The sequence below is a fragment of the Arthrobacter sp. Z1-9 genome (genome assembly GCF_054792695.1).
Genome location: NZ_CP096456.1, coordinates 3444669 through 3469784 on the forward strand (window position 1 = coordinate 3444669; position 25116 = coordinate 3469784).

The 25116-nt window shown below is 65.9% G+C and carries 20 protein-coding genes; 7 read left to right on the plus strand and 13 right to left on the minus strand.

All coding sequences use genetic code 11. The annotated features are described in order from the left end of the window. Positions 1–40: 40 nt before the first annotated feature. The 3 genes from M1D93_RS16000 to M1D93_RS16010 form a co-directional block, all read right to left on the minus strand. A complete protein-coding gene (locus M1D93_RS16000; protein WP_461172455.1) occupies positions 41–1399 on the minus strand; it encodes an ABC transporter substrate-binding protein in 1359 nt (452 codons plus the stop codon). A 253-nt stretch (positions 1400–1652) separates the two neighbouring features. Next, the gene (locus tag M1D93_RS16005) at positions 1653–2594 is read right to left on the minus strand and encodes a carbohydrate ABC transporter permease (RefSeq protein WP_461172456.1); all 942 of its coding nucleotides are present in this window, start codon (positions 2592–2594) and stop codon (positions 1653–1655) included. Then, positions 2584–3528 (minus strand): carbohydrate ABC transporter permease, encoded by a 945-nt coding sequence (locus tag M1D93_RS16010; RefSeq protein WP_461172457.1) that lies wholly within the window; start codon positions 3526–3528, stop codon positions 2584–2586. The genes M1D93_RS16005 and M1D93_RS16010 overlap by 11 nt, the downstream gene beginning before the upstream one ends. A 434-nt stretch (positions 3529–3962) precedes the next feature. On the opposite strand from M1D93_RS16010, the gene M1D93_RS16015 reads away from it, so the two are divergent. From M1D93_RS16015 to M1D93_RS16025, 3 genes are read left to right on the plus strand one after another with little or no spacing between them, the layout of a single operon-like run. Then, positions 3963–5186 (plus strand): acetylxylan esterase, encoded by a 1224-nt coding sequence (locus M1D93_RS16015; RefSeq protein WP_461172458.1) that lies wholly within the window; start codon positions 3963–3965, stop codon positions 5184–5186. Beyond that, positions 5186–7300 carry a DUF6807 family protein gene (locus M1D93_RS16020; RefSeq protein WP_461172459.1) on the plus strand — a complete coding sequence of 705 codons (2115 nt, stop codon included), beginning with the start codon at positions 5186–5188 and terminating at the stop codon, positions 7298–7300. The genes M1D93_RS16015 and M1D93_RS16020 overlap by 1 nt, the downstream gene beginning before the upstream one ends. A gap of 56 nt (positions 7301–7356) precedes the next feature. Beyond that, the gene (locus tag M1D93_RS16025) at positions 7357–8475 is read left to right on the plus strand and encodes a M24 family metallopeptidase (RefSeq protein ID WP_461175042.1); all 1119 of its coding nucleotides are present in this window, start codon (positions 7357–7359) and stop codon (positions 8473–8475) included. Between the two features lie 109 nt (positions 8476–8584). Here the strand turns inward: M1D93_RS16025 and M1D93_RS16030 are convergent, their stop codons facing one another. From M1D93_RS16030 to M1D93_RS16055, 6 genes are all read right to left on the minus strand, one after another. Then, the gene (locus tag M1D93_RS16030) at positions 8585–9853 is read right to left on the minus strand and encodes an IS110 family RNA-guided transposase (RefSeq protein ID WP_461171903.1); all 1269 of its coding nucleotides are present in this window, start codon (positions 9851–9853) and stop codon (positions 8585–8587) included. A gap of 377 nt (positions 9854–10230) precedes the next feature. After that, complete coding sequence (locus M1D93_RS16035; protein ID WP_461172460.1) at positions 10231–11682, minus strand: aldehyde dehydrogenase (NADP(+)); 1452 nt, start codon at positions 11680–11682, stop codon at positions 10231–10233. Between the two features lie 52 nt (positions 11683–11734). Beyond that, a complete protein-coding gene (locus tag M1D93_RS16040) occupies positions 11735–12838 on the minus strand; it encodes a mandelate racemase/muconate lactonizing enzyme family protein (protein ID WP_461172461.1) in 1104 nt (367 codons plus the stop codon). Next, on the minus strand, positions 12838–13743 hold the full coding sequence (locus M1D93_RS16045) for a 5-dehydro-4-deoxyglucarate dehydratase (RefSeq protein WP_461172462.1): 906 nt from the start codon (positions 13741–13743) through the stop codon (positions 12838–12840). The genes M1D93_RS16040 and M1D93_RS16045 overlap by 1 nt, the downstream gene beginning before the upstream one ends. After that, positions 13740–14705, minus strand: coding sequence for an NAD-dependent epimerase/dehydratase family protein (locus M1D93_RS16050; protein WP_461172463.1), 966 nt, complete (start codon positions 14703–14705; stop codon positions 13740–13742). Before M1D93_RS16050 ends, M1D93_RS16045 begins: the two co-directional genes overlap by 4 nt. A gap of 18 nt (positions 14706–14723) precedes the next feature. Further along, entirely contained in the window at positions 14724–16169 is a 1446-nt protein-coding gene (locus M1D93_RS16055) for a Gfo/Idh/MocA family oxidoreductase (protein ID WP_461172464.1), read from the minus strand. Between the two features lie 364 nt (positions 16170–16533). On the opposite strand from M1D93_RS16055, the gene M1D93_RS16060 reads away from it, so the two are divergent. Next, positions 16534–17568, plus strand: a complete 1035-nt coding sequence (locus M1D93_RS16060; RefSeq protein ID WP_461172465.1) for a LacI family DNA-binding transcriptional regulator — start codon at positions 16534–16536, stop codon at positions 17566–17568. A 29-nt stretch (positions 17569–17597) separates the two neighbouring features. On the opposite strand, the gene M1D93_RS16065 is transcribed toward M1D93_RS16060, so the two are convergent. Next, positions 17598–18299 (minus strand): FadR/GntR family transcriptional regulator, encoded by a 702-nt coding sequence (locus tag M1D93_RS16065; protein WP_461172466.1) that lies wholly within the window; start codon positions 18297–18299, stop codon positions 17598–17600. 106 nt (positions 18300–18405) lie between these two features. Between M1D93_RS16065 and M1D93_RS16070 the strand changes: the two genes are divergently transcribed. Continuing rightward, positions 18406–19755: an alpha-hydroxy acid oxidase gene (locus M1D93_RS16070; protein ID WP_461172467.1), complete on the plus strand. Its 1350-nt coding sequence runs from the start codon at positions 18406–18408 to the stop codon at positions 19753–19755. Positions 19756–19819: 64 nt separating this feature from the next. Here M1D93_RS16070 and M1D93_RS16075 read toward each other — a convergent pair whose 3' ends face one another. Beyond that, positions 19820–20416 carry an ArsR/SmtB family transcription factor gene (locus M1D93_RS16075; RefSeq protein WP_461172468.1) on the minus strand — a complete coding sequence of 199 codons (597 nt, stop codon included), beginning with the start codon at positions 20414–20416 and terminating at the stop codon, positions 19820–19822. Between the two features lie 77 nt (positions 20417–20493). After that, a complete protein-coding gene (locus M1D93_RS16080; RefSeq protein ID WP_461172469.1) occupies positions 20494–21705 on the minus strand; it encodes an acetoin utilization protein AcuC in 1212 nt (403 codons plus the stop codon). A gap of 104 nt (positions 21706–21809) precedes the next feature. On the opposite strand from M1D93_RS16080, the gene M1D93_RS16085 reads away from it, so the two are divergent. Continuing rightward, positions 21810–23240 (plus strand): TrkH family potassium uptake protein, encoded by a 1431-nt coding sequence (locus M1D93_RS16085; protein ID WP_461172470.1) that lies wholly within the window; start codon positions 21810–21812, stop codon positions 23238–23240. Between the two features lie 40 nt (positions 23241–23280). Continuing rightward, positions 23281–23919: a potassium channel family protein gene (locus M1D93_RS16090; RefSeq protein ID WP_172801511.1), complete on the plus strand. Its 639-nt coding sequence runs from the start codon at positions 23281–23283 to the stop codon at positions 23917–23919. Between the two features lie 90 nt (positions 23920–24009). On the opposite strand, the gene proC is transcribed toward M1D93_RS16090, so the two are convergent. Beyond that, positions 24010–24843 carry a pyrroline-5-carboxylate reductase gene (gene proC / locus M1D93_RS16095; RefSeq protein WP_461172471.1) on the minus strand — a complete coding sequence of 278 codons (834 nt, stop codon included), beginning with the start codon at positions 24841–24843 and terminating at the stop codon, positions 24010–24012. Positions 24844–25116: the final 273 nt, after the last annotated feature.

The following is a 25116-nucleotide window of genomic DNA, read 5'->3' on the forward strand; positions in this document are numbered from 1 at the left end:
TACCAAGTCGTCCAGAGCCGTGTTTGTTGCGGTGTGAAAACTAACTGCTGATGGCGGACTTCATCTCGTCATGCGCCTTCTTGCCAGCTTCTTCCGTGGACAGCCGCTCGAAGAGAACCTCGGAGGTGTAGCGCTTGATGATTTCCTGGATGGAGCCAGCGCCCTGTGGCGGCGGAGCCGGAGCCTCGCCGAGCTCATCCTTGATCTGGTCGATGAACTTGACCACCTTGACGTCGGCAGGAGTCAGCTTGGGTTCGATGGCTGCCCGGACGTCGGAGTTCGGGTACACACCACGGTCGGCCAGGAGCGCTTCGCCGGCTTTGACGTTGTTGGCCAGGAAGTCGATGAACTTGGCAGTTTCCTCAGGGTGCTTGGTGCGCGAGGAGGCGGACCAGAACTGCGAAGCCTTGTACCAGAGTCCGGCGTCATCGGCCTTTCCGGTCTGGGTGGGGAACCGCAGGATCTTCAGGTCACCGCCGGATGCCTTTTCCAGGGCAGGAGCTTGGTTGGACCACCAGAAGGCCATGCCGTTCTTGCCGGTGGCGAGTCCGCTCTGGTCCAGCGGCGCAGCCTCGGCTTCCACTACCTCGGAAGCGGACGGAACTGCCTTCTTCTCGCTGAGCTGCTTCAGGAACGCCCACCATTCGGCGATGTCGCCCGGCTCAAAGCCCAACTTGCCGTCTGAGGTGTACAGGGACTTGCCGTTCTGGCGGAGCCAGACGCCCAGTGAAGCCTCATCCGTTCCGTAGGCTGCGGCGCCGTAGGTGCCCTGGGGTGACTTGGCGGTGATTTCGGTGGCAATCCGTTCGAAGTCCTGCCAGGTCCACTTGGAGTCATCGGGCAGCGGCACTCCAGCGGCTTCGAAAACTTTGGGGTTGGCCAGGATGGTTGCGGCGTTGATTCCGGCAGCGATGCCGGTCAGGCCGTCGTCACTCTTGCCGGCATTGAGCGCCGCTTCGTCGAGCTTTGAGGTATCGATCTCGTACTTGGAGAGGTCAAGAAGGGCGCCGCGGCTGGAGTACTCGGTGATGTACTTTTCGTCCATCTGGATAATGTCCGGCGCATCGTTCGCCGCGACCTGGGTGGCCAGCTTGTCCCAGTAGCCGCTCCAGTCACCGAATTCGGGCTTGATCTTGATGTTGGGGTTTTCAGCCTCAAACTGCTTGATGGCTTCCTGCGTCAGCTGGGCCCGCTTGTCGCCACCCCACCAGGAGAAGCGCAGTTCGACAGGGCCGTCAGCACTTTCCGGGGCAGCTCCCCCGCCACAGGCACTGAGGGCCATGACGACGGCGGCAGCGGCTGCTACCAAGCCAGTCTTGCGTAGCGGGCGGCGTGCGCCCTTGGAGGGTGTCTCTGCCGATTCGTTGGCAGCAGACGCAGGGCGGGAAAATAGCGGCACTGGGTACTCCGATCTTCTTTGATCATGGTGCTTGGTTGATCAAGTGCTGGGGACTTTGGTTGGGAATGCATTCAGGAGTTGGAGGAGAAGCGGGAAACCGCTTTCTGGCCCTAAGACTACAAGTAGTAAACTTGTATTACAAGAAGTTTTTGGTGACTGCTTTGTAACGGCGGGAACGGCCCACCGGCGGGCGGGCCGTCCCACGAGAGCCGTGCGTCAGCAGCGGACTACCGGCACTGCTGAGCGGCAGGGACTACTTGATACCGGTGGTGGCGATGCCCTTGATGAGGAACCGCTGGCCGAAGAGGAACACCAGGAAGACCGGGAGCAGAGACACGATGGACATGGCGAACAGCGATCCCCAGCTCGTGGCCGACTGCGAATCGACGAAGGCCCGCAGCGCCACCGGAACCGTGAACATATCCGGGTCCGTCAGGTAGATCAGGGCGCCGAAGAAGTCGTTCCAGGTCCAGATGAAGGTGAAGATTGTGGTGGTTGCCAATGCCGGCACCATCAGCGGCAGGATGACCTGCAGGAAAATGCGCGGGTGGCCGGCGCCGTCGATCCTCGCAGCCTCGTCCAGCTCGCGGGGAATGCCGCGGATGAACTGCACCATCAGGAACACGAAGAACGCTTCGGTCGCCAGCAGCTTGGGCACGATCAGCGGCCAGAAGGTGTTCACCCAGCCGATCTGCGAGAACAGGATGTACTGCGGGACGATCACCACATGGAACGGAAGCATGATGGTCAGCAGCATAATGCCGAACAGCAGCTTCTTGGCGGTGAACTGCAGCCGGGCAAAGGCGTACGCAGCCATCGAGCACGAGATCAGGTTGCCCAGGATGGATCCGATCACCACAATCGCAGAGTTGATCATGTAGTGGCCGAAGGGATGGGTCAGGGCGGACCAACCGGACGTGTAGTTGCTCATCTCCAGGCTGTTCAGCCACAGGCCGGGCTCGCGGAAGATCAGCTCGTTGGGCCGAAGTGACGACACCACCATCCAGAGCAGCGGGTAAATCATGAGCCCGCCGGCAAGGATGAGGATGGCATGTTTCATCAGCGCTTTGCTGCGCTGCGCCTTGCTGAAGGCCAGGGTGCCCCGGGACTCCCTGACTTTGGGCTTGCGGCGGTTCGTAGGCTTGCCCGCGCCGGCAGTCTCCGGGGTGGGCAGCGTCTCAAGCTTAGTCGTCATAGAAAACCCAATACTTAGAAGCGATGAAGTTGATGGCCGTGAAGATGCCGATGATCACCAGGAGGAGCCAGGCCATGGCGGACGCGTAGCCCATGTCGAACTGGCCGAATCCCTTTTGGTAGAGGTACAGAGTGAAGAACATGGTGGAGTCCGAGGGCCCGCCGTTGCCGCCGGAGACGATGAACGCCTGGGTGAACGACTGGAACGAACCGATGATCTGCAGCACCAGGTTGAAGAAGATGATGGGGCTCAGCATCGGCATGGTGATCCGCCAGAACTGCTGGAGGGTGGTGGCACCATCAACCTTCGCGGCCTCGTAGTACATCGCCGGGATCTGGCGCAGGCCTGCCAGGAAGATGATCATGGGGGCGCCGAACGTCCAGACGTGCAGCAGGATGATGGACCCAAGAGCGGTGCTGGGGTCGGAGATCCATCCCGGGCCCTGGATGCCGAACATCGCGAGGACCTGGTTGACCAGGCCGGTGGTGCCAAAGATCTGCTTCCAGAGGATGGCAACGGCCACGGATCCGCCCAGGAGGGACGGCAGGTAGAACACGGAGCGGTAGAACGGCAGTCCGCGCAGGCCCTTATCCAGGACCAGGGCGATCAGCAGAGCGACGGCCAACTGGAGCGGGACACCAATGAACACATAGGTGAATGTCACGCCGAGGGAGTTGTGCAGCCGGGCGTCCGTGAGCATCCGGGTGAAGTTGTCCAAACCGACCCATTCCGGGGGCTGGAGGAGGTTGTAGTCCGTGAAGGACAGATAAAGGGACATCAGCATGGGGCCGATGGTGATGGCCACGAGGCCTACCAGCCACGGCAGCAGGAAGATATAGGCGGCCTTGTTATCGCGGCTGTTCGCCTTCTTCTCTTCGGGGGTCGCTTTACCCTTCTTCCGGGAAATCGAGCTGAGTTCGCTGATGGCGCTCACTGCGGCAACCCCGTTCCGCACGGCAGGCCCGCTGCAGCCGGCATTCCAGCCGGGCGCGGTGCCCTGGGTATGTGTTTAGCGGCCATGTGGTCTCCTTTGGTCATCGTGGCCTCCACGTATTTGGTTTCGCCGGAGCGATGGACGGACGCACACCGCCCCGGGCGGACTTCTAAGAAGCGGACCAGGAGTGGCGATCATCCGTTGCGCCACCTGGCAGCGGTCCGGATTCAAAAGCGGCTCCGTACCAAAGTAAACGGTTTCTTGACTCTTGTATAGCCCTTTGTTAGTTTTTGAGAAAACGCTTTCTGTTGCCAGTGTCACTTCACTGGAAAACACTAACTTAGGGGCTGGACAATGCGGTTTAGTCACAACAAATCGCCGATGGCAGCCGCCGGCCCATCAGCAGCGCTGGAGCTGAAACAGGAGGCAGGCCGGTGAGCCCTGATTCCGAACTGACGTACCAGGCCCGGTCGCCGCGGCCCAGCGCGATAGGAGGCTACGAGGACTGGCCTGCCTATGTTCAGCAACACTCCCGGTACCAGGCCGCTACTACGGTGTCGCAGGAACTGGCGGACGCGCTCGGGGTGCCGGGTGCGTCGCAGCAGCCAGGGGTAACGGTCCACTGGGAGGAAACGTACGACGGCGTCACCACCTCCCAGCTCAGCTGGCAGTTGGGTTTCGGCCCCCGCAGCACCGGCTGGCTGATCAGGCCGGCCGGGGTTCCCAGACCCCTGCCGGGCGTCCTTGCCCTGCACTGCCACGGGGGCAACAAGTTCGGCGGGGCAGACCGGCTGGTGGAACTGCCGGAGTCACATCCCTCGGCGGAAACCGCCAGGGCAGGCCACTATGACGGCCGGGCGCTTGCCTCCGAGGTGGCACGCCGGGGCTTCGCCGTCCTCGCCCACGACACGTTCGCCTGGGGCAGCCGCCGCTTTGACCTCTCCGTTCCGCCGTGGCGGACGGCCGCGGCGCTGGAGGCGCGGCAGGCGCAATGGCGGCAGCACGGCGTCGTGCCTTCCGAAGCCGATGTCTACAACGCTGCCGCAGCATTCAACGAGGAAACCGTGGCCAAGACCGCCGGCCTGCTGGGCACCAGCCTCGCCGGCATGGTGGCACATGACGACCTGGCGGCCCTGGAAATTCTTGCCGGACTGCCGGATGTGGACCAGGACCGGTTGGGCTGTATCGGCTTCTCCGGTGGCGGCGGCCGCTCCGTGGCCCTTGCCGCATTAAGTCCACGGATCCGCAGCTACGTGGTGACGTGCATGATGACCACGTTCCAGTCGCTCCTTCCCGCCCACCTGGACGCCCACTCCTGGCTGCTGCAGACCCCCGGTCTTTGGCAGTTGGGTGACTGGCCGGAGCTCACGGCAAGATCAGGGGCCAGTGAACTGCTGGTGCAGTACGCCCTGGCCGATGAGCTCTTTCCCGAAGGCGGCATGCGCGACGCCCACACCATCCTGGAATCACTGCACCGCCCCGGAAGCTACACCGGAAGCTTCTGGCCTGGCGGTCACGTTTTCACGGCTCCCATGCAGGACGAAGCACTGGCCTTCCTGTCTTCCACGCTGCACGCCAAGCAGGCGGACGCACCCGGCCCGGCAGCTGCCGGCACACTCGACTTCCAGACCACCTTCAGCCCCCGAGGAACCTCCTGATGACCCAACAATCCGCCACCGCGGAGAACAGTACCCACGCAACGGGCCGTACGGCACCGGCCACCCACCCGGCAGCGGTTCCGCGGATAGCCCTGGTGGGCGTCCACGGATTCGGCGAACGCCACCTCGCCAACCTCGCCCGCCTCGAGGAGGCCGGCGCCCTGGAACTGGTTGCCGTCGCGGACCCCAATCCGCCGGCGGAGGGACGGCTGTCAGAGTCGGTGGCCGTCTTCGATGACCTGGCACAGCTGCTCGCTGCGGACCAGGGGGTCGACGTCGTAATCCTCGCAACGCCCATCCAGACGCACGCACCGCTGGCCCTCGCGGCGCTGGCAGCGGGCAAGGACGTCTACGTGGAAAAGCCGCCGGTGGCGTCCCTCGCGCAGTTCCAGGAGGTGCTGGCAGCCGCGGAGACTGCCGGGCGGCTGGTCCAGGTGGGTTTCCAGAGCCTCGGTTCCCACGCATTGCCTGCCATTCAAAGCCTGGTGGAAGCCGGCGGCATCGGTGAGGTCCTCGGACTGAGCGCCAAGGGGCAGTGGGTGCGGAACAAGGCCTACTTCAAGCGTTCGCGCTGGGCCGGAAAGCGCAGCCTCGACGGCATCGACGTGGTGGACGGTGTGGCAACCAACGCCCTGGCCCACGCCGTAGCCACCGCACTCCGGATGGCGGGAGCACACACTCTCGCGGACGTGGCATCGGTGGAGACGGACCTTTACCGGGCACACGACACCCAGAGCGATGACACGTCCATCCTCCGCGTACGCACCGCCGGGGGCACCACGCTGCTCTGCGGGCTGACGCTGTGCGCGCCCGAACAGCAGGATCCGTCCGTGACGGTGCACGGAACCCGCGGCGAGATCACCCTCTTCTACACCCGGGACGAGGTGGTCATCAGCACTGCGGACGGCGAGCGCCGGGAGCAATTCGCCCGCGCCGACCTGCTGGAGAACCTGTTGGACGCCCGCTCGACGGGTGCCCCGCTGCTGTGTTCCCTGCCGGACACTGGCGCTTTCACCGCGGTGCTGGAGGCCATCAGAACAGCCCCGGCACCGCAGGCCATCGGTGCGGACCACATCACCTGGGAAGGCGAGGGCGACGACGCCCATCCGGTTGTCCACGGAATCGGCACCTTGATCGAACGCGCCATCAAGGCGCAGGCCACCTTTGCCGAACTGGACGTGCCGTGGGCCCGGGCGCTCCCCCCGGTCCGCACTTTGACGCTGGACGGCAAGGCCATTGCCGAGTACCAGGACGGCAGCCGCATCCGCGCTGTCTCGTCACCGCGGCCCTACCTGCACCCGGTCCGGACCCTTCAAGGCATCGTGGTGACGGACCACCAGCCGCTGGACCATGTGTGGCACCTTGGTGTTGGGGTTGCCCTGCAGGACGTGGACGGCATCAATTTCTGGGGCGGCCGTACCTATACGCGCGAGGCCGGACAGTACGTCTGGCGCCCGGACCACGGCAGCATCACCAGCACCGGAACGTCCATTGAAGACACCGCCGCCGTATCGGGTGGCCGGGACGGCCGGCTGCAGGAGACCCTGAGCTGGAAGGGGCCCGACGGCGCCCCGGTCCTGGTGGAGGACCGTACCTGGACGTGGTCCGGCGTCAGCTCCTCCGCCTGGCAGCTGTCCCTGGACTTCGCCCTCTCCCCCGCGGGGGACCGGCCGGTCAGCCTCGGGAGCCCCGGTTCCAACGGCCGCCACGAAGGCGGTTACGGCGGGTTCTTCTGGCGGCTGCCGGCCTGTAGCAGCGCCGCCGTCTGGACACCGGCCGGCGCCGGCGAGTCAGAGGTGCACGGTTCGGTGGCGCCGTGGCTCGCTTGGGCCGGAAACTTCGAGGCCAGAACAGCCGACGGCGGCACAACCGGCGGCGGGGCAACGGGCGCCAGCGCCACCCTCGTTTTCGTGGCGGCCGAAGGGTGCACCGACCCCTGGTTCGTCCGGGTTGACGGCTACCCGGGAGTGGGCCAGGCACTCGCCTGGGACGCCCCGGTGATCGCAGAACCCGGCACTCCCGTGAAACGCAGCATCACCGTTTTTGTGGCCGACGGCATCCTGGGCACAGCAGACGTCGAAGCATTGATCAACCGGCAGGGGAACCGCTCATGAGCCAGACAACAGCAAACACCGCACCGCTTGCGGGCAGAGGGAGCGGCACCGCGACGATGGACCCGACGCCATCAGAGCCTGCAGCGGCTCCGGCCGTCCGGGTGGCACCAGCGTCCGCGGAGGACCGCGCCGTCAAGCGGAGCCGGGTCCTGGCCATCCTCGACGCCAAGGGCCAGGATTCCCTGCTGCTCACCACGCACACGGCGCTGACCTGGTACCTGGACGGCAGTCGGGTGCACATCAGCCTCGCCGGTGATCCCATCGCGGCCGTCCTCGTGGACCGCGACGGCGACCACCTGGTCACCTTCAACAATGAAGCCGACCGCATCGCTGCAGAGGAACTGCCCTCCGGCGTCACCCTCCACTCGGTACCGTGGTACGGCAACCTGCACGAGGCGGCAGCCGCCGTCGGCACCCCCGGGAACGCCGCACCGCTGGCGGAAGCAGCAGTAGCTGCTGAGCTGCGCGCGGCCCGCCAGCAGCTGCTCCCGGCTGAAAGCGCGCGCTACGCCCGCCTGAGCGCCGACGTCGCTGCCATCATGACCGACGTGCTCTCGACAGCCCGGCCGGAGACTACAGAGTTCGAGCTGGCATCGGCGCTGGCTGCCCGGGTTGTCACCGCCGGCGCCGAGCCGCTGGTCCTCCTGTGCAACGGCAGCAGCCGGAGCGACTTCCGGCACCCGCTGGCCACCCACTCCCCCTTGGGCCGCCGCGCCATGGCAGTAGTGTGCGCCCGCAGGGACGGCCTGGTCGCCAACATCACCCGCTGGGTAAGGTTCGACGCCGGTACGCCGGAAGAGCGCGACGCTGAGGCACGCATCACAGCAGTGGAAGCCGACATTTTCGACGCCACCGTCCCCGGCTCCCGGCTGGACCGGATCTTTGCCGAGATCCAGGCCGCCTACGCCCGGCACGGTTTCGGCGCCGAGCAGTGGGAACTGCACCATCAGGGCGGGCCGGCCGGCTACGCGGGACGCGACCCCCGGGTCACCGCAGCGGCGACGGACACGGTGGTCCTGAACCAGGCGTTCACCTGGAACCCTTCCGGGCCCGGGGTCAAGATCGAGGACACGGTCCAGTTCACCGAATCGGGTTTGCAAGTCCTCACCGTTGATCCACGCTGGCCAACGACGACGGTGAACGGGCTGGAGCGGCCGGCAACCCTCCAGCTCTAATCAAGCGCTCTCTCACTAGTCCGAAAATGGAGGGGACGTGACCGTGGTCGGTGCGCACTGGTGCACCCGTCATGGTCTGGCGGGTGTTTGTATAAAGGTGGGGTGCGGGTCAGGCTGCGGGTGTGAGGGTGACGGTGTAACCGAGGGCTTCGAGCTGGCGGATGTGGCCGCGCTTTCTGCTCTCGGGGTCGGTGCGGCGGCTGAAGTGGTCCGCGCCGAGGTCGTGGAACTGGGCGTCGGGGTCTTGGAGCAGGTGCCAGATGATGATGAGGATGGACCGTCCGACGGCGACGATGGCGCGTTTCTTGCCCCGGCGCCGGGCGATCCTTCGGTAGCGTTCGCCCAGGAAGGTATCCGTTCTGCCGACTCCGACGGCGGCCTCGCCCAGGACCCGGGCGAGGTAGCGGTTACCGTGTCCGGTGGAGCCGTTGCCCTTCGTTTTTCCTGCGGAGGAGCTGATGCCTGGGGAGAACTTTGCCCAGGAACACAGGTGCCCCTCGGTCGGGAACCGTGACATGTCGGCCCCGATCTCAGCGAGAATAACGGCGGCGGCAATGGGGCCGATGCCCGGGATCTCATCCAGGCGTGCCGCCGCTTCCGCGAAAGGGGCCAGGTTCGCCTCGATCTGTTCATCGACCGCGGCGATGTCGGCGTCGATGCCGTCGATCCGGGCCAGCATCCGGGCCAACAGGAAGCGGTGGTGGTCATCGAAGTGGCCGGTGAAGGCCTCCTCGAGTTCGGTGATCTTCGTCCGCATCCGGGTCCGCGCCATTTGCGCGAGCACGCCGGGGTTCCGTTCGCCTGCGATGAGCGCGGCCATCATTTCCCGCCCGGATACCCCGAAAATGTCCGAAGCGACGACGGAGAGCTTGATGCAGGCGTCTTCGAGTAGTTTTTCGACCCGGTTCTTCTCCGCGGTCCGGGTTCCGACCAGATCGATCCGGTACCGGGTCAGGTCCCGCAGCTGCCGGATTGGGGCGGGCGGGACAAAACTGGGCCTGATCATCTGCCGTTCGGCCACCTTGCAGAGCCACACCGAGTCGAGCACGTCCGTCTTCGGACGCCCCGGCAGGTGCCTGACATCCCGGGCGTTGACCAGCCACGGCTCGAGCCCGTGCGCCTCCAGGAGGTAAAACGCCGGCTTCCAGTAATCGGAGGTCGCCTCCATCACCACCCGCTCGATACGCAGGTCCACCAGATGGTTCGCCAGTTCCGTCAAGGACCGGCTCATCGTCGAATGAGTGGAGACCTCCTGCAGCCGTTTCCTCGGGTTCCCCTCCGCAGGGACCCGGACACAACACACGAGTTCGGCTTTGCCGATATCCAGGGCAGCGACCCTGGCAATGATCTGTTCCTCATCCTGGGTTGCGGCCAACATGGCCTACTCATCTCCTCGCCCGAAATATCCGCCAATAGATAAAGCGGCCGCCCGCGGGGATCACCGGGGGAAATCGGAAATCTAGTCCTCGTTCTCGGCAAAAGAAACAGTGAAGGGCTCACGGCGGGATCCCCGGCGCCCGGCTTAATGACGGCCTGAAAGAACCATAGTGACTACGGCGTCGCAGGCGACCACAGGCACATTTTCAGCCCGGAACGGGCGCCCCGCAAGGGGCATACAGGCTTAATGCGCCAAAACGTGAAACGCTCTCTCAGTTGCAGCCGGAGTCCCGGCGGCAACTGAGAGAGCGTTTCGGTTGAAGCAACTTTAAGTGAAAGAGCGTTTCGGTTAAACCAACATCAAGTGAGAGAGGGTTGCTAGGGGAGCACCAGTTCCCCGTCGACCCGGCGCGGGATGCCCAGCGGGTTGCTTTCGTGCAGTGCCGGGTGCAGGACCGTCTCGGGCGCATCCTGGTAGGCAACGGGACGCTGGAACCGGCGGACCGCCGTCGCACCAACCGAGGTGAAGAGCGAGGTGGTGGCCGGGTAGGGGCCACCGTGCTGCTGTGCCCAGTTGACGGCCACGCCGGTGGGCCATCCGTCGAAGAGGACACGGCCGGCCAGGTTGGACAGCTGCTCCACGAGCAAGGAAACGTCCTCGCCCGGCTGCGCGTGCACCGTGGCCGTCAGGCTGCCGGGTACCTTGGCCAGGACTGCGGACAGTTCCTCCTGGTCCGTGTATTCAATCAGCATGGTGGTGGGGCCGAAGCACTCCTCCAGCAGTTCCTCGGGGCGCTCCAGAGCCTTAGCTGCGGAGGTGGAAAAGACCACCGGGGCGGCCCCATCGGACACCGCATCCTGGTCCACGCTGCCGCTCACCACATCGACGCCTTCCACGGAAGCGAAGCTGCGCAGGCCGTCCGGGTACGCCTCGGCGATCCGGGTGGTCAGCATGCCGAGGGCCGGCTTGTCCTTGCTGGCCTCGGCCACTTTCGCCGCGAAGTCCGTCCCGGCCGGGATGAAGACCAGCCCGGGCTTGGTGCAGAACTGGCCGGCGCCAAGGGTGAAGGATCCCGCCAGCCCCTCGGCCAGCTGCGTGGAGCGTTCCGCCAGGGCCTGCGCGGTAACGACGACGGGATTCAGGCTGCCGAGTTCACCGTAGAACGGGATGGGCTCGGGGCGGGACGTGGCCAGGTCGAAGAGGGAGCGGCCACCCGGGATGGAGCCGGTGAAGCCCACTGCTTTGATGGCGGGATCCTGTACCAGCGCCGTTCCCACTTCGCGGCCGGCAACTAGGGCAAAGAGGCCTTCCGGGGCTCCTGCGGCAGACAGGGCGTCCGCCATGATTTCGGCGGTCCGCTCCGAGAGGCGCAGGTGGCCCGAGTGGGCTTTGACGATGACGGAGCAACCCACGGCAAGGGCGGAGGCGGTATCCCCGCCGGCTACTGAGAAGGCAAAGGGGAAATTGGACGCGGAGAACACCGCAACCGGTCCGATGGGCCGCAGGATGCGGCGGAGGTCAGGCTTTGGCGGCGTCGAGTTGGGATCGGCATGGTCGATCACGGCCTCGAGGTAGGACCCCTCGGTGATCACGCGGGCGAACAGGCGCAGCTGGCCGGTTGTCCGGGCCACTTCGCCGGTGAGGCGGGTTGCGCCAAGGCTGGTTTCGGAATCGGCGATCTCCACCAACTCGGCGGCGTTGGCGTCGAGCGCATCAGCCACGGCCGTCAGCCACTTGGCACGTTCGGCGTCGGAGGCCGCTGCCGAAATTTTTGCTGCCTCGGTGGCGGCAGCCGTTAGCTCTGACAGGGAAAGGGTTGCAGTTGTCACTTCAGGTACCTGTTCTTCGTGTCTGGATTCATCAAGTCTGCGTTGATCTGCTTTAGCCTGCGTCGTGGAAGCGGAAGCCGAGTCCGGGCTGGTCCGTAAGCGTTACCCGGCTGTTGCTGAACCGGACCGGCGAAGGGCCGGCCAGGATCCTCAGCTGCTCAAAGGATGCCTCCTCGACGTCCTCCACCAGCGTGGGCTCCGCGAGCGTGAGCGCCAGCTGGCCGGACAGCTCCGGCAGCAGGTGGGGCATGACCTTGATGCTGTTGGTCCGGGCAAGCTCAACAATGCGCCGGAACGGCGTAATGCCGCCCACCCGGATGATGTTGGGCTGGATGATGTCCACTGCTTCAGCTTCTATGAAATCGCGGAAGCGGTAGATGGTGTGCAGGTTTTCACCGAGCGCGATCGGCACGGGCGAGTGCTTCCGAAGCCTGCGGTAAGCCGAGAGGTCGTCCGCGCGGATGGGCTCCTCGAGCCACTCGAGGCCAAATCCGGACAGGACGTCCAGGGCTTTGAGCGTGGTGGGCAGGTCCCAGCGCTGGTTGGCGTCGATCATCAGCTTCCGGTCCGGCCCCAGGACGGAGCGGACCGCCGCCACCCGTTCGGCGTCCTCGCGGATATCCGGCTTGCCCACCTTGATCTTCACTGCCTGGTGTCCGGCGGCGACCCACCGCTCAGTCTGGGCTACGAGCTCTTCCAGGCTGTAGTGCAGGTTCACCCCCGAGCCGTACACCTCCGCGGACTCCTGGCGCTGCCCCAGGAGTCCGGTGACGGAGGTGTTGGCGCGGGAAGCCTGGAGATCCCAGAGGGCCAGGTCCACCCCGGCCATGGCGATGGTGGTCAATCCGCCGCCGCCGGCCTCATGCAGCCGCTTCCACACCGCGTCCCACACAACCTCCGGGTTGCCGGGCAACCCGGTGATGAACGGGGCGATGTCGTAGTCCAGCAGGGCCTTAACCGCCTGCGGACCAATGGTGGGCGTCCAGGAGAAACCGTGCCCCGCACCGCCGTCGTCCGTATGGATCTCCGTGGCGATCACGTGGTTTTCCGGCGCCTCAACACCCCAGCTGCGGCGCAGCGGAACGGTGATGAGCCGGGTGGTCAGGCCTGTGATGCGTGGTTCCGTGCGGACGGCAACAGTTGCGGGGGCACTCATCAGCTGCCAGCCAGCTCGTAGCCCTTGGCGAGGATGGCCTTCAGCTGCACGAGCTGCTCCTCGGTGGGGTCAACCAGCGGCGGACGCACGGAGCCGACGGGCAGTCCGCCCAGGCGCAGGCCTGCCTTGATGAGCGAGACGCCGAAGCCCGGGGTCTGGTCGCGGAGGCGGACCAGCGGTGCGTAAAAGCCTTCCAGCAGGGCGTTGCGGCGGTCCTCGTCGCCGGCCATGTACGCGTCGTAGTAGGCCTTGGCGATCTCCGGAGCCATCGCGAAGGCGGCCGAGGAGTAGAGCGGGATGCCGAGGCCGCGGTAGGCGCCCTGGGTGAGTTCGGCGGTCAGCAGGCCGTTGAAGAACGCAAAGTCCTCCCGTCCGGTGGCACGGACTGCGGACACGATTTCCTGGGCCAGGCCCACGTCGCCCAGTCCGTCCTTGAAGCCAACAACCTTGGGGTTGGCCGCCAATTGGGCCATGGACGCTGCGGTGAACTTGGCGTTGCCGCGGTGGTAGACGATCACAGGCAGGCTGCTGGCGCCGGCCACGGCCTCAATATAGGCCACGAGCCCGTCGGTGGGGCCGGTGACCAAGTACGGCGGCAGCACCAGGAGGGCATCTGCGCCGGCTTCTTCAGCAGCGCGGGCGGCAGCAATGGCGTGGCCCAGCGGGCCACCGGCGCCGGCTACAACCGGAACCTTTCCTGCGACAACCTCGACGGCGGCCGTCACCACCGTGCGGACCTCCTCGATGCTGAGGGCGTGGAATTCGCCGGTGCCGCAGGCGGGGAAGACACCGCCGGGCCCGAACGGAAGACGGGAGCTGATGTGTTCCTTGAGCAGCTCTACGTCAACGGCGCCTTCGGCCGTAAACGGGGTGACGGGGAAGAACAGTACGCCGTCGAATTTCATGGTGTCTCCTTGGCTCCGCTGCCGGCGGTAACCAGCGCGGAGTTCTCGTCGTTGAAAGTGGGGTGGGACTTCAGTTCAGTGCGCCAGCTGCGCGTGGGGTGCCAGCCCAGGAGTTCCTGAGCCTTGGCGATGGAAAATGCCGGGCTGGTGCCGGTGAGTCCTGCGCTGATGGCTTCGCTTCCGGGCAGGAACTTGGGCATCAGTTCCGCCAGCGGCGCGGTGGCCAGGGCATCCGCGGCTCCCACGAAGAACGTTTCCCCGTTGGGGATGGACGGCATCTTCTCCAGCAACAGGTCCAGGAAGTCCGCCACGTCCCGGGCATCCACGTAGTTGAAGAGTGCGGGCGCCGACAGGGCGGGATCGGCCAGCCGTTCAGCGAGGGTGTGGCCCTGCTGCGTCGGCGCGCCTTCCCATTCCTCCGGCGAGATCACAAAGCACGGGCGGAACGCGGCGTAGCGGATCTTCTCACCTTGGGCGGTCGCGAACGTCTGCGCGGTCTGCTCTGCGATGAGTTTGGACAGCGCGTACGCGTTCCATGGCCGCGGCGGCGTCCGCTCATCCAGCGGGAACGACGGCGGCAGCCAGCCCGCCGGAGAACCGTAGCCCAGCACTGTGGGGCTGCTGGCGGTCACGATCTTCGGCACGCCAACCTCCGTCGCCGCACTGATCACGGCAAAGGCGAGCCGGGTGTTCGTGGCGAAGATGACGTCCTCCGGCGCGCTGAACGGTACCGCTATCGCCGCAAGGTGGATGACGGCGTCGGGCGTGGTCTCCCGCAGGAGGCGCAGGGCCTCGCCCGGAGCCAGGAGGTCGGCGGTTTCCTGCACGACGCCGGCCGGCAGCTGGTCAGCGGGGACGGCGTCGCGGTCCACCGAGATGACCTGATGGCCCTTGCCGGCAAGGCCGGCCACGACGCTGCGGCCCAGGCGGCCGGAGCCGCCGGTGACGAAAATTTTGCTCATGGTTGTTCCCCGCCCGCGTCAGTTGCCGCGGCGGAGGTCGACGCCGAGGTCCAGGTCCTCGATGCGTACCGGCAGGGAGGACTCCAGGGAGCGGTTGCCGGCGATGCCGACAGAGACGGACCGCAGCCCGTCCAGGTAGCCGGAGGGACGTCCCAGCGGATCCTCGCCCGGGCCATTGAAGAGGTCCGAGAGGAGGAGCTCGTCACCGCCGCCGTGGCCGCCTTCGCCGTTGACGATCGGCACCTCGTAGGCGGCTTCCCAATGGCGCTGGACCACCAGTCGTTCGCCGTTGCGGCGGATGGCGTCATCCTCTTCGATGGGGGTCGCGCTCGGGTCCACAACGGTCTTCTTGTCCGTGCTGCTGGTAACCGCAGCGCGTTCCACGACCTCCAGCTCGGCACGGCCTTCGGTGCCGTTGACCGCTACCCGGTAGCCCTCCCAGGGGCTGTGCGCGTTCAGCGAGTAGCTCAGGCGCGGCCCGCCCTGGTACTCCACCACCAGCGCGAGGTTGTCTTCGATGGTGATGCCGCCGGTGAAGACGTCCTGGTCGCGGCGGTAGCCGTCGTAGTGCTCGTTGTCCAGGAAGAGAGCCTTGAGCCGTTCATCCTCCCGCAGGTCAAGGGTGAACGGATCCTTTTCCGCTGTGGCCGGCGCATCGGCGTCGGGCGTGCCGCGCTCCGGGCGGGGACCCAGGCCGCGCTCGGCGGCGTTCTTGTCGCCGTAGAACTTGAGGCCGCCGGAGGCGAAGACCCGCTCGGGAACGTCGTCGATCCACCAGTTGACGAGGTCGAAGTGGTGGGAAGCCTTGTGGATCAGCAGGCCGCCGGAGTTCTTTTTCTCACGGTGCCAGCGGCGGAAGTAATCGGCGCCGTGGACGGTGTCCAGGACCCAGCTGAAGTCGATGGAGGTGACTTTGCCGATCACGCCGCTCTGGATGATTTCCTTCAGGGCGCTGTTGCGCGGCGAGTAGCGGTAGTTGAAGGTGACCACAACGTTGCGGCCGGTCTCGTGGACGGCCTGGGTGATGCGGCGGCACCCTTCGGCATCGATGGTGAGCGGCTTTTCGACGACGACGTCGGCGCCCGCGCGCAGTGCCTCAACGATGTAGTCGGCGTGGGTGTAGTCCGGCGTGGTCACCACAACGCGGTCGATGTGGTTGTCCTGGATGAAGGCGGTGAGGTCCGCAGGATCAAATGACGCCACCGGTCCCGGTGCACCGAGTTCCTGGATGAGCTTCTGGTAGAACTCCACCCGGCCCGGGTTGACGTCCGAGAATGCGACCAGTTCGGCGGTGTCTGCGTGCTTGCCGAAGATGGCGCGGATGTACATCTCGGAGCGGCCGCCGGTGCCGATCAAGGCAATGCGGGCTTTGCCGTTCCGTCCTGCGGCACCGACAGCGGCGGCGGTGTCCGCGGGAGTTGGTGCCGCCCCTGCAGCAGTACTCGACTCGGCTGTGTTGACCATAAGGGGTCCCTTTCGAAAGCTTTACCCGACCGCCGCGGCGGCCTCTGATGTCCGACAATCGGTGCACTTCTGCACTCATCCGAGAAAGCGTTTTCTCAGGTCGCTATAAGATTTGTACCAACCCGGGCGGGTATCCGTCAACCATTATCAGTGCTGGCGGAAAGCGTTTTCTACTCCTCCCGCTGATGAAGTCCCTTCCAGCAGGCCGCAAGATGTGGGAAAACTTGGGAAAACAGTAGAAATCGTTTTCCCACACCGGTATATGCTTTGACTCAATACATGGTCGGAGAACCCGGCCGAAACCTGCCGTCAGGCAGCACAACGGCTTAGGGCAAGGCCCCGCCGCATTCAGGAAGGGACCACCATGGCCAGGAGATCGGCAACCGGCAGGATCGGGATCGCGGATGTTGCGGTCAAGGCCGGGGTGTCGCATGCGACGGTTTCCCGCGTGATGAACGGCAACTTCACGGTGGACCCGGACATTGCTTCCCGTGTCAGGGCCGCTGCCGCCGAGTTGAAGTACCAGCCCAACCCGGTGGGCCGCAGCCTTGCCCTGGGTAAGACCGACACCATCGGCATCGTGGTGCCGGACCTGGCAAACCCCACGTTCCAGGCAATCCTGCGCGGCCTCAGCCGCGCGGCTGCCCAGGACGGGTACCGCGTCCTGATCGCCGACTCCTTTGAGGTGTCCAGCGAAGAAACCATCCTCGCCGGGGAAGCCCGCCGGCGCTGTGACGGCCTGGTCCTGTGCGCCCCGCGCATGAGCGACTCTGAGCTGGAGGAGATTGCGCCGTCGCTCCGGCCGCTGGTATTGATCAACCGGACCACGGAAGCGGCGGATGTACCGAGCCTGGTGGTGGACTACGGCCAGGGGGTGCAGGACCTCGCCGAGCACCTGGTGGACCTGGGCCACACCCGCCTGGCATTCCTGGCCGGGCCGCCCAGAAGTGCCTCCAACGGTATGCGGCTGCAGGGCCTGGAGGCATTCAAGGCTGCGCACCCGCACGTCGATGTCCGGATGCTTGAGGGCGGCTCGGACTTCGACACCGGGCATGAAGCCGTGGACGCCGTGCTGGAAAGCGGGGCCACCGGGATTCTTGCCTTCAACGACCTCGTGGCCATGGGCCTCATGAGCGGGCTCCACGAACGCGGGCTCGACGTCCCCGGCGACATCTCGGTGACCGGGTTCGACGACATCCCCTTCGCCCGGTACACCACGCCGGCGCTCACCACCGCTGCCGTCCCGATCACGGAACTGGGCGAGCAGGCTTGGAGCCAGCTCCGCGCGCTGATCCGCAAGGAAGACAATGACGCGCCCGGCAGCCGGTACCAGCCGCGCCTCCAGGTCCGCGCCAGCAGCGGCCCGGCCAAGGCTCCCCGTTCAACAGTGCACGGCTGACCCCTTCCGGCCGATAGCTGCACCCGGCACTATTCCGACTGCTCCCCCGGGCCCACTCCGGCCTCCCGGTAGTAGCCCTCGATATGGGCAGCCACCAGCTTGGCCGCCCGTTCGCCGTCGTTACGTTGAACGGCGGTCAGGATGTCGTGGTGCTCAGCCCGCAGCCGTGCCGCCGTGGCATCCCAGTCCGGCAGGTTGGCGGTGAGCCGGGACGCGTAGCCGGTGATGGATTCCCGCAGCGATCCCATCATGGCGCTGACCACCGCGTTGCCGGCCGCGTCGGCGAGAGCCAGATGGAAACGAACGTCCAGCGCCAGGAACTCGTCCACCGCCACCGCTTCGCCCTCCATCTCCGCCAGGAGCCGGGAGGCGGTGGCGAGCTCGGGTGAATCAGTCCTGGCGTGGGACACCGCCCACGACTCCAGGAGCACACGCGTCTCAACGATGTCGGCCACCGGAAGGTGCTGGGTGGCGACGTGCAGCCGCAATGCTGAGCCGAGGGCCGCCGTCGGATCCGAAATGACCACTGTCCCCGCCTCGGGCCCGGACCCTACTCCCGCCCGCACCACTCCCATCGCCTCGAGAATCCGGATGGCCTCCCGGACGGAGGTCCGCGAGACCTGGAGCTGCTCGGCCAGCGACCGCTCCGCGGGCAGGCGGCCGCCCACTGCCAGCCGTCCCTCGGAGAGCTCGTTCTCAATCCAGGACAGGACAAGCTGATGGGTCTTCATGGGGCAATAGTAGTTGATGTGGTTGGACCACATGGCCTACAGTGTGGTTAGACCACAGCACGGTTTGCGCGACGGCAGACCTGTCACCGGCCCAACGGAGGACGCCATGACCCACACCATCCAGCCCAACAACCCGGAGATCACGCCCGCCCCGGACGCCACGGATGTTCCGGCAACGTCCGCTCCCGCCGCAGCCGCGGCTCCTGCTGGCCGGGCCGCCGCCGTGCCGGCAGCCCTGAAGCGCCGCATTCCCAAGTACTCGGACCTGGCCCCCCTGATGCAGTTCAAGAAGCCCGAGTTCAGCAAGGAAGCCCGGCTCAAGCGCGCCAGCACCGTCTGGGAACTGCGCGACATTGCAAAGCGCCGCACCCCGCAGGCGCCCTTTGACTACACCGACGGCGCGGCCGAAGAGGAGATCACCCTCCGCCGCGCCCGCCAGGCCTTCCTGGACATCGAATTCCGCCCCGGCATCCTGCGCAACGTTTCCGCGATCGACCTGAGCACCGACATCCTGGGCAAGCCTTCCCGCCTCCCGGTGGGCATCGCCCCCACCGGCTTCACCCGGATGATGCAGTCCGAAGGAGAGTACGCCGGTTCCCAGGCCGCCGAAGCGGCCGGAATCCCCTACACCCTCTCCACCATGGGCACCGCCTCCATCGAGGACGTCGCAGCCGCCGCCCCGAACGGCCGCAACTGGTTCCAGCTGTACCTGTGGACGGACCGCGACCGCTCACTCGAGCTCATCGAGCGTGCCGCCAAGGCCGGCAACGACACCCTGATGGTCACCGTGGACACCGCAGTGGCCGGCGCCCGCCTCCGCGACGTCCGCAACGGCATGACCATCCCGCCGGCACTCACCATCAAGACGGTCCTGGACGCGTCGTACCGTCCCGCCTGGTGGTTCAACTTCCTCACCCACGAGCCGCTGACCTTCGCCTCGTTGTCCCGCTACACGGGTACGGTGGCGGACCTGATCAACTCCATGTTCGACCCCACCCTCACCTTCGAGGACCTGGACTGGCTGCGCGAAACCTGGAAGGGCAAGCTGGTGGTCAAGGGCATCCAGACCGTCGAAGACGCCCGCCGGGTAGTAGACCACGGCGCCGACGGTGTGGTCCTCTCCAACCACGGCGGCCGCCAACTGGACCGGGCACCCATCCCGTTCCACCTGCTCCCCGAGGTCAAGCAGGCGTTCACTGCGGACAACACCGACGCCGCCATCATGCTGGACACCGGCATCATGAGCGGCGCGGACATCGTGGCCGCCCTGGCCCTCGGCGCGGACTTCACCCTGATCGGCCGGGCCTACCTCTATGGCCTGATGGCCGGCGGCCGTGCCGGCGTTGACCGCACCATTCAGATCCTCGAAAAGGATATGGCCCGCACCATGGCCCTGCTGGGCGTCAGCAAGCTCTCCGAGCTGACCCCGGACCACGTGCGCCTGCTGAACAAGTAGGCCCCGCCCATGTAAGCAGCCTCCCTGTCCTTGCCGGACAGGGAGGCTGCTTACGTTGTTACGTTTACTTCTTGCGGCCGAACTTGGGCAAGTTGGGCAGGTTCGCGAGGAGGTCAGCCGCCTTAGTGGCCGCGCGGCCCACGGTCCGGCCGATCTGCTGGGGCACGCTGTCATCGCTGAGCGGCGCAGTAGTTCCGCCCGGGATGACGACGGCGGGGCTCAGGTCAGCGCCGTCGGGCGCCAGGACGCCGGCTGAGACAGCTTCCGCCGCCACCGCATCGGCCGTGACGTCGCTGCGTGTGGCTGGCGCCGGGGGCGGCGTGGCCGGCGCGGCGGGCGGCGCAGAAGCGCTGTCCGGGGTAGAGCCAGCGGCGGCCGGTGTGGCAGCGGAAGCTGCCGAGCCGACGTCGAAGGTCTCAAGCCAGCTGGCGATCCCTTCCAGCGGCTTGCGGTTCAGCGCGTAGTAGCGTTTCTGGCCCTGGGCCCGCATGCTCACCAGCTGGGCCTCACGCAGGACTTTCAGGTGCTTGGAAATGGTGGGCTGGCTCGCTGCCAGTTCCTCCACGAGCTCCCCCACGGCCTTGTCTCCGGAACGAAGGGAGGTCAGGATGTCCCGCCGGGTCGATTCCGCAATGACGGCAAATACGTCGTCTGTCACCATGCCTCCCACCCTAGCGACATATGCCTCGAAAGGCATCAACTATTTCGCCGGCCAGAGGGATTGGGAAGGGAAGGCAATCAGTCGAACCAGGGATCCAGTCCGTGCAGCGGAAAAACGGCCTTGCGGGTGGCCATTACTGTGCGGTCCACTGCGTCGTTGGGGTCGAACCCCACTTCCCAGGACCGCCACCAGAGCTCAACGTCGTCGCCCATCAGTCCAGGCGCCGCGGCCCCAAACTTCTCTTCAAGGTACCTCCGCCAGTCCTCCGGGACCGCGGTCCGCAACGGCACAGGCCTTCCGGCTGCGATGGCAATCAGATGGCTCCAGGACCGCGGGACCACGTGCAGCACGTTGTACCCGCCGCCGCCGGTGGCAATCCAGCGGTTGTCGCAATGCCGGGCGGCGAGGTTGCCGACGGCGGTGGCCGCCTCCCGCTGCCCGTCCACGCTGAGGTTGAGGTGCGTGAGCGGATCCGTCCGGTGCGAGTCACAGCCGTGCTGGCTGACGATCACTTCGGGCTGGAAGGCGCCCACGAGCTGTGGCACCACCGCGTGGAAGGCCCGCAGCCAGCCGGCGTCGCCCGTTCCCGAAGGCAGGGCGATGTTGACGGCAGTCCCTTCAGCCTTCGGTCCGCCGATCTCGTTCGCGAACCCCGTACCGGGGAACAGGGTGAGCCCGCTTTCGTGCAGGGATACGGTGAGGACACGGGGATCGTCCCAGAAAATACTCTCCGTCCCGTCGCCGTGGTGGGCGTCGACGTCGATGTACGCCACCTTGCCGATGCCGCCGTCAAGTAATTTCTGCACGGCCAGCGCGGCGTCGTTGTAGATGCAAAACCCGCTGGCCTTGTCACGGGCGGCATGGTGCATGCCGCCGCCGAAGTTCACCGCGTGCAGGGCCGATCCGTCCAGGATCCTCGAAGCGGCCAGCAGCGAGCCGCCTGCCAGCCTGGCAGCGGCCTCGTGCATGCCCGCGAAGGCCGGATCGTCTTCGGTCCCCAGGCCGCGCGCTTCGTCGGTGTCGTAGGGGTCTTCGCTCACCCTGCGCACCGCAGCCACGAAGTCAGCCGAGTGAACGGACTCCAGCTCGGCGTCGGTTGCGACGCCGGGCGCTGCCACTGCAACATGGTCAAGGGCGAACAGTCCCAGGCTTCGGGCCAGGCGGGCGGTGAGGTCCATCCGTTCGGGCGCCATGGGATGGCCCGGACCGAAATTGTATGCAGTCATGTCAGTGCCCCACACCACCGTCGTTGGCGGCGCGGGCTTGCTAAGACCGGGCAGATATGTCATCAATCACAGGCTACCCGAGCCCGTGCCCCTTCCAGCCCGGCCATTACGCGTGCATAAGTGGTTTACTACTGAGGGAAGCAGATTCGACCGAGGAAAAGCCACACATGACGCAAAGCCAGTCGAGGCCCCGGAACCCGGCCAGCTGGCATCCCGCCCAAGAGCGGGAGGGCCTCTGGGTCCTTACGCGGCTCCGCGACTTCATTGACGAGATTGCCAACACCTCGCCGGCCCGGCTTGCGCTGAGTGCATTCGCCGCCGTGTGCCTGGTGTTCACGTTCCTGCTGTCCCTGCCGATCTCCTCTGCCGCCGGCATAGTCACACCGCCCCACCAGGCCCTGTTCACAGCCGTCTCCGCAGTCTGTGTCACCGGCCTGACAGTGGTTTCAACGGCCGTGCACTGGTCCTTCTTCGGCCAGCTGGTCATCCTGGTTGGCGTCTTCATCGGCGGCCTTGGCACCCTGACGCTGGCGTCCCTGCTGGCGCTGATGGTCAGCAAACGCCTCGGCGTCCGCGGGAAAATCATCGCAGCGGAATCGATGAACAACGCCGGCCGTCTCGGCGAGGTGGGTACCCTGCTGCGGATCGTCATCACCACCTCGGTGGTCATCGAAGGAATCCTCGCACTGGCCCTCATCCCGCGGTTCCTGACCCTGGGCGAGCCCTTCTGGCAGTCCGTCTGGCACGGCATCTTCTACTCCATCTCATCCTTCAACAACGCCGGCTTCACCCCGCACTCGGACGGCATCGTTCCCTATGAGACGGACCTCTGGATCCTCATTCCCCTGATGCTGGGTGTTTTCCTGGGCAGCCTCGGATTTCCCGTGGTGATGGTCCTGCAGCAAAACGGGCTGAACTGGAAAAAGTGGAACCTGCACACCAAACTCACCATCCAGGTCTCCTTGATCCTGCTGGTGGCGGGCACGTTCCTGTGGGGGCTGATGGAGTGGGACAACACCCGGACGATCGGGGGGATGGATTTCGGTGACAAGATCACGCACGCCCTCTTCGCGTCCGTGATGACGCGGTCGGGCGGGTTCAACCTGGTGGACCAGAACCAAATGGAGTCCACCACCATGCTCCTGACCGACGCGCTGATGTTTGCCGGCGGCGGGTCGGCCTCGACCGCGGGCGGCATCAAGGTGACAACCATCGCCGTGATGTTCCTGGCGATCATCGCGGAAGCGCGGGGCGACGCCGACGTCAAGGTCTATGGCAGGACCATCCCCCAGGGCAGCATGCGGGTGGCCATCTCGGTGATTGTCGCCGGCGCCACCCTGGTATCCGTCTCCGCCTTCCTCCTGCTTCACATCAGCGGTGCTTCCCTGGACCGGGTGCTGTTCGAAACCATTTCCGCGTTCGCCACAGTAGGACTGAGCACCAACCTCAGTGCCGAGCTGCCGCCGTCGGGCGTTTATGTCCTCAGCGCCCTGATGTTTGCCGGCCGCGTGGGCACCGTTACCCTCGCCGCTGCCCTGGCCCTGCGCCAGCGCAGCCAGCTGTTCCACTACCCCGAAGAGAGGCCCATCATTGGCTAGTTCCCCAGACGCTCCCCGGCGGCCCGCACACAACGCCCCGGTGCTGGTCATTGGGCTGGGCCGCTTTGGTTCCTCCACTGCCGAGCAGCTCGTCAAGCAGGGCAGGGAAGTGCTCGCGATTGAACGCGACCGCACCCTCGTGCAGAAGTGGGCGCCCCTCCTGACGCACGTTGTTGAGGCCGACGCGACCAACATCGACGCCCTCCGCCAGCTGGGCGCGCAGGAGTTCAGTTCCGCCGTCGTAGGCGTGGGCACATCAATTGAGTCTTCGGTGCTGATCACCGTGAACCTGGTGGATCTTGGCATCGAGCATTTGTGGGTGAAGGCCATTACGCCCTCCCACGGCAAGATCCTTACCCGCATCGGCGCCAACCACGTGATCTACCCGGAAGCTGACGCCGGTGTCCGGGCCGCACACCTGGTGTCCGGGCGGATGCTGGACTTCATCGAGTTCGACGACGATTTCGCCATCGTTAAGATGTACCCGCCGCGCGAAACAGTGGGGTTCACCCTCGACGAGTCCAAGGTCCGGTCCAAGTACGGCGTGACGATTGTGGGCGTGAAGTCACCCGGAGAGGACTTCACCTACGCCCGGCCGGAGACGAAGGTGTCCTCCCGCGACATGCTGATTGTGTCCGGGCACGTGGACCTGCTGGAACGCTTCGCCGCCCGGCCCTGAGCGGTGGGCCCACACCGGCCAGGGCCCCGGCCTGAGCCCGCGAAGGCTGGGAGCCGGTGGCGACTTGCGAGGGCAGGGAGCCGGTGGGGATCAGCCCAGCTGCTTGGTGATCTCCGCGGCCCTGTCCGCTGCTGCGCGCGCGCCGGCGGCGATGATGGACGGGATGCCCCGCTCGTCGAAGGTTGCGATGGCCCGTTCCGTAGTGCCGTTCGGGCTGGTCACCGCTTTGCGCAACGCCGAGGGATCAGCGCCTGGCTCGGCGAGCATAAACCCGGCGCCGGCTACCGTCTCGCGGGCCAGGAGCAGGGACAGCTCAGCGTCCAGGCCCAGCTCCTCCCCTGCGGCGGCCATGGCCTCAGCAAGGTAGAAAGCGTAAGCGGGGCCGGAGCCGCTGATGGCCGAGAGGGCGTCCACCTGTTCTTCCGGCACCTCGACGACGGTTCCGGCACCCTGGAGGATGTCCTTGACCTTCTGCAGCTGATCCGGGCTGCAGCTGGTGCCCGGTGAGACCGACACAACGCCGCGTCCCAGCTTGGCAGGAGTGTTTGGCATGCTGCGGATCACCGGCTGGCCTGCTGGCAGGGCAGCTTCAAGCTGCGCGATTGAAACAGCGGCGGCAACGCTCACAACCACGGTGTCACGGGCCAAAGAGCCGCTGATTTCGCGCGCCAGTTCGGTAATGCCAACAGGCTTCACCCCCAGAATGACGACGCCGGACCCCTTGGTTGCCTGCTTGTTGTTATCCGGCTCTTCCTCGCCGGCGATCGCGGTAATTCCGTGGTGGCGCTCGGCGAGTTCCGCGGCACGCTCCGCCCGCCGGACGGTGGCCACGATGTCAGCCGGGTCCGTTCCGGCTTCCAGCAGACCGCCGAGGATAGCTTCGTTCATGGATCCACAGCCAAGGAATGCGATTCGGTTGCTCATGGCTCCATCATTGCAGTTTGGTCCTGCCGGCGCAGAAATCGGTGACAGGGCAGAGGGAGGTTACGTGCAGAAAATTCCAGGACGGGAACTCCCTGTTAGGCGTTCACAGGTGGCTCACATGTGCAGTGCAGCTTCCTCACAAGTGGCGTCCCTAGAGTAGTTATTACCTCATTGAGGGTGCGAGTGATGCGGCAGGCATGGGGATGTCTGCCAGGGCGCCGGCGAACGTAACAGGTTTTCCCCCATTTTCCTGTTGCGGGCGCCGGTGCTTCC

What these genes read in the sequence shown, in the direction of transcription:
- M1D93_RS16085 (WP_461172470.1), top strand. Translation starts at nt 21,810, where the DNA reads ATGACGCAAAGCCAGTCGAGGCCCCGGAACCCGGCCAGCTGGCATCCC.
- M1D93_RS16025 (WP_461175042.1), top strand. Translation starts at nt 7,357, where the DNA reads ATGGACCCGACGCCATCAGAGCCTGCAGCGGCTCCGGCCGTCCGGGTG.
- M1D93_RS16030 (WP_461171903.1), bottom strand. Translation starts at nt 9,853, where the DNA reads ATGTTGGCCGCAACCCAGGATGAGGAACAGATCATTGCCAGGGTCGCT.
- M1D93_RS16050 (WP_461172463.1), bottom strand. Translation starts at nt 14,705, where the DNA reads ATGAGCAAAATTTTCGTCACCGGCGGCTCCGGCCGCCTGGGCCGCAGC.
- M1D93_RS16065 (WP_461172466.1), bottom strand. Translation starts at nt 18,299, where the DNA reads ATGAAGACCCATCAGCTTGTCCTGTCCTGGATTGAGAACGAGCTCTCC.
- M1D93_RS16060 (WP_461172465.1), top strand. Translation starts at nt 16,534, where the DNA reads ATGGCCAGGAGATCGGCAACCGGCAGGATCGGGATCGCGGATGTTGCG.
- M1D93_RS16020 (WP_461172459.1), top strand. Translation starts at nt 5,186, where the DNA reads ATGACCCAACAATCCGCCACCGCGGAGAACAGTACCCACGCAACGGGC.
- proC (WP_461172471.1), bottom strand. Translation starts at nt 24,843, where the DNA reads ATGAGCAACCGAATCGCATTCCTTGGCTGTGGATCCATGAACGAAGCT.
- M1D93_RS16045 (WP_461172462.1), bottom strand. Translation starts at nt 13,743, where the DNA reads ATGAAATTCGACGGCGTACTGTTCTTCCCCGTCACCCCGTTTACGGCC.
- M1D93_RS16005 (WP_461172456.1), bottom strand. Translation starts at nt 2,594, where the DNA reads ATGACGACTAAGCTTGAGACGCTGCCCACCCCGGAGACTGCCGGCGCG.
- M1D93_RS16040 (WP_461172461.1), bottom strand. Translation starts at nt 12,838, where the DNA reads ATGAGTGCCCCCGCAACTGTTGCCGTCCGCACGGAACCACGCATCACA.
- M1D93_RS16070 (WP_461172467.1), top strand. Translation starts at nt 18,406, where the DNA reads ATGACCCACACCATCCAGCCCAACAACCCGGAGATCACGCCCGCCCCG.
- M1D93_RS16080 (WP_461172469.1), bottom strand. Translation starts at nt 21,705, where the DNA reads ATGACATATCTGCCCGGTCTTAGCAAGCCCGCGCCGCCAACGACGGTG.
- M1D93_RS16055 (WP_461172464.1), bottom strand. Translation starts at nt 16,169, where the DNA reads ATGGTCAACACAGCCGAGTCGAGTACTGCTGCAGGGGCGGCACCAACT.
- M1D93_RS16075 (WP_461172468.1), bottom strand. Translation starts at nt 20,416, where the DNA reads ATGGTGACAGACGACGTATTTGCCGTCATTGCGGAATCGACCCGGCGG.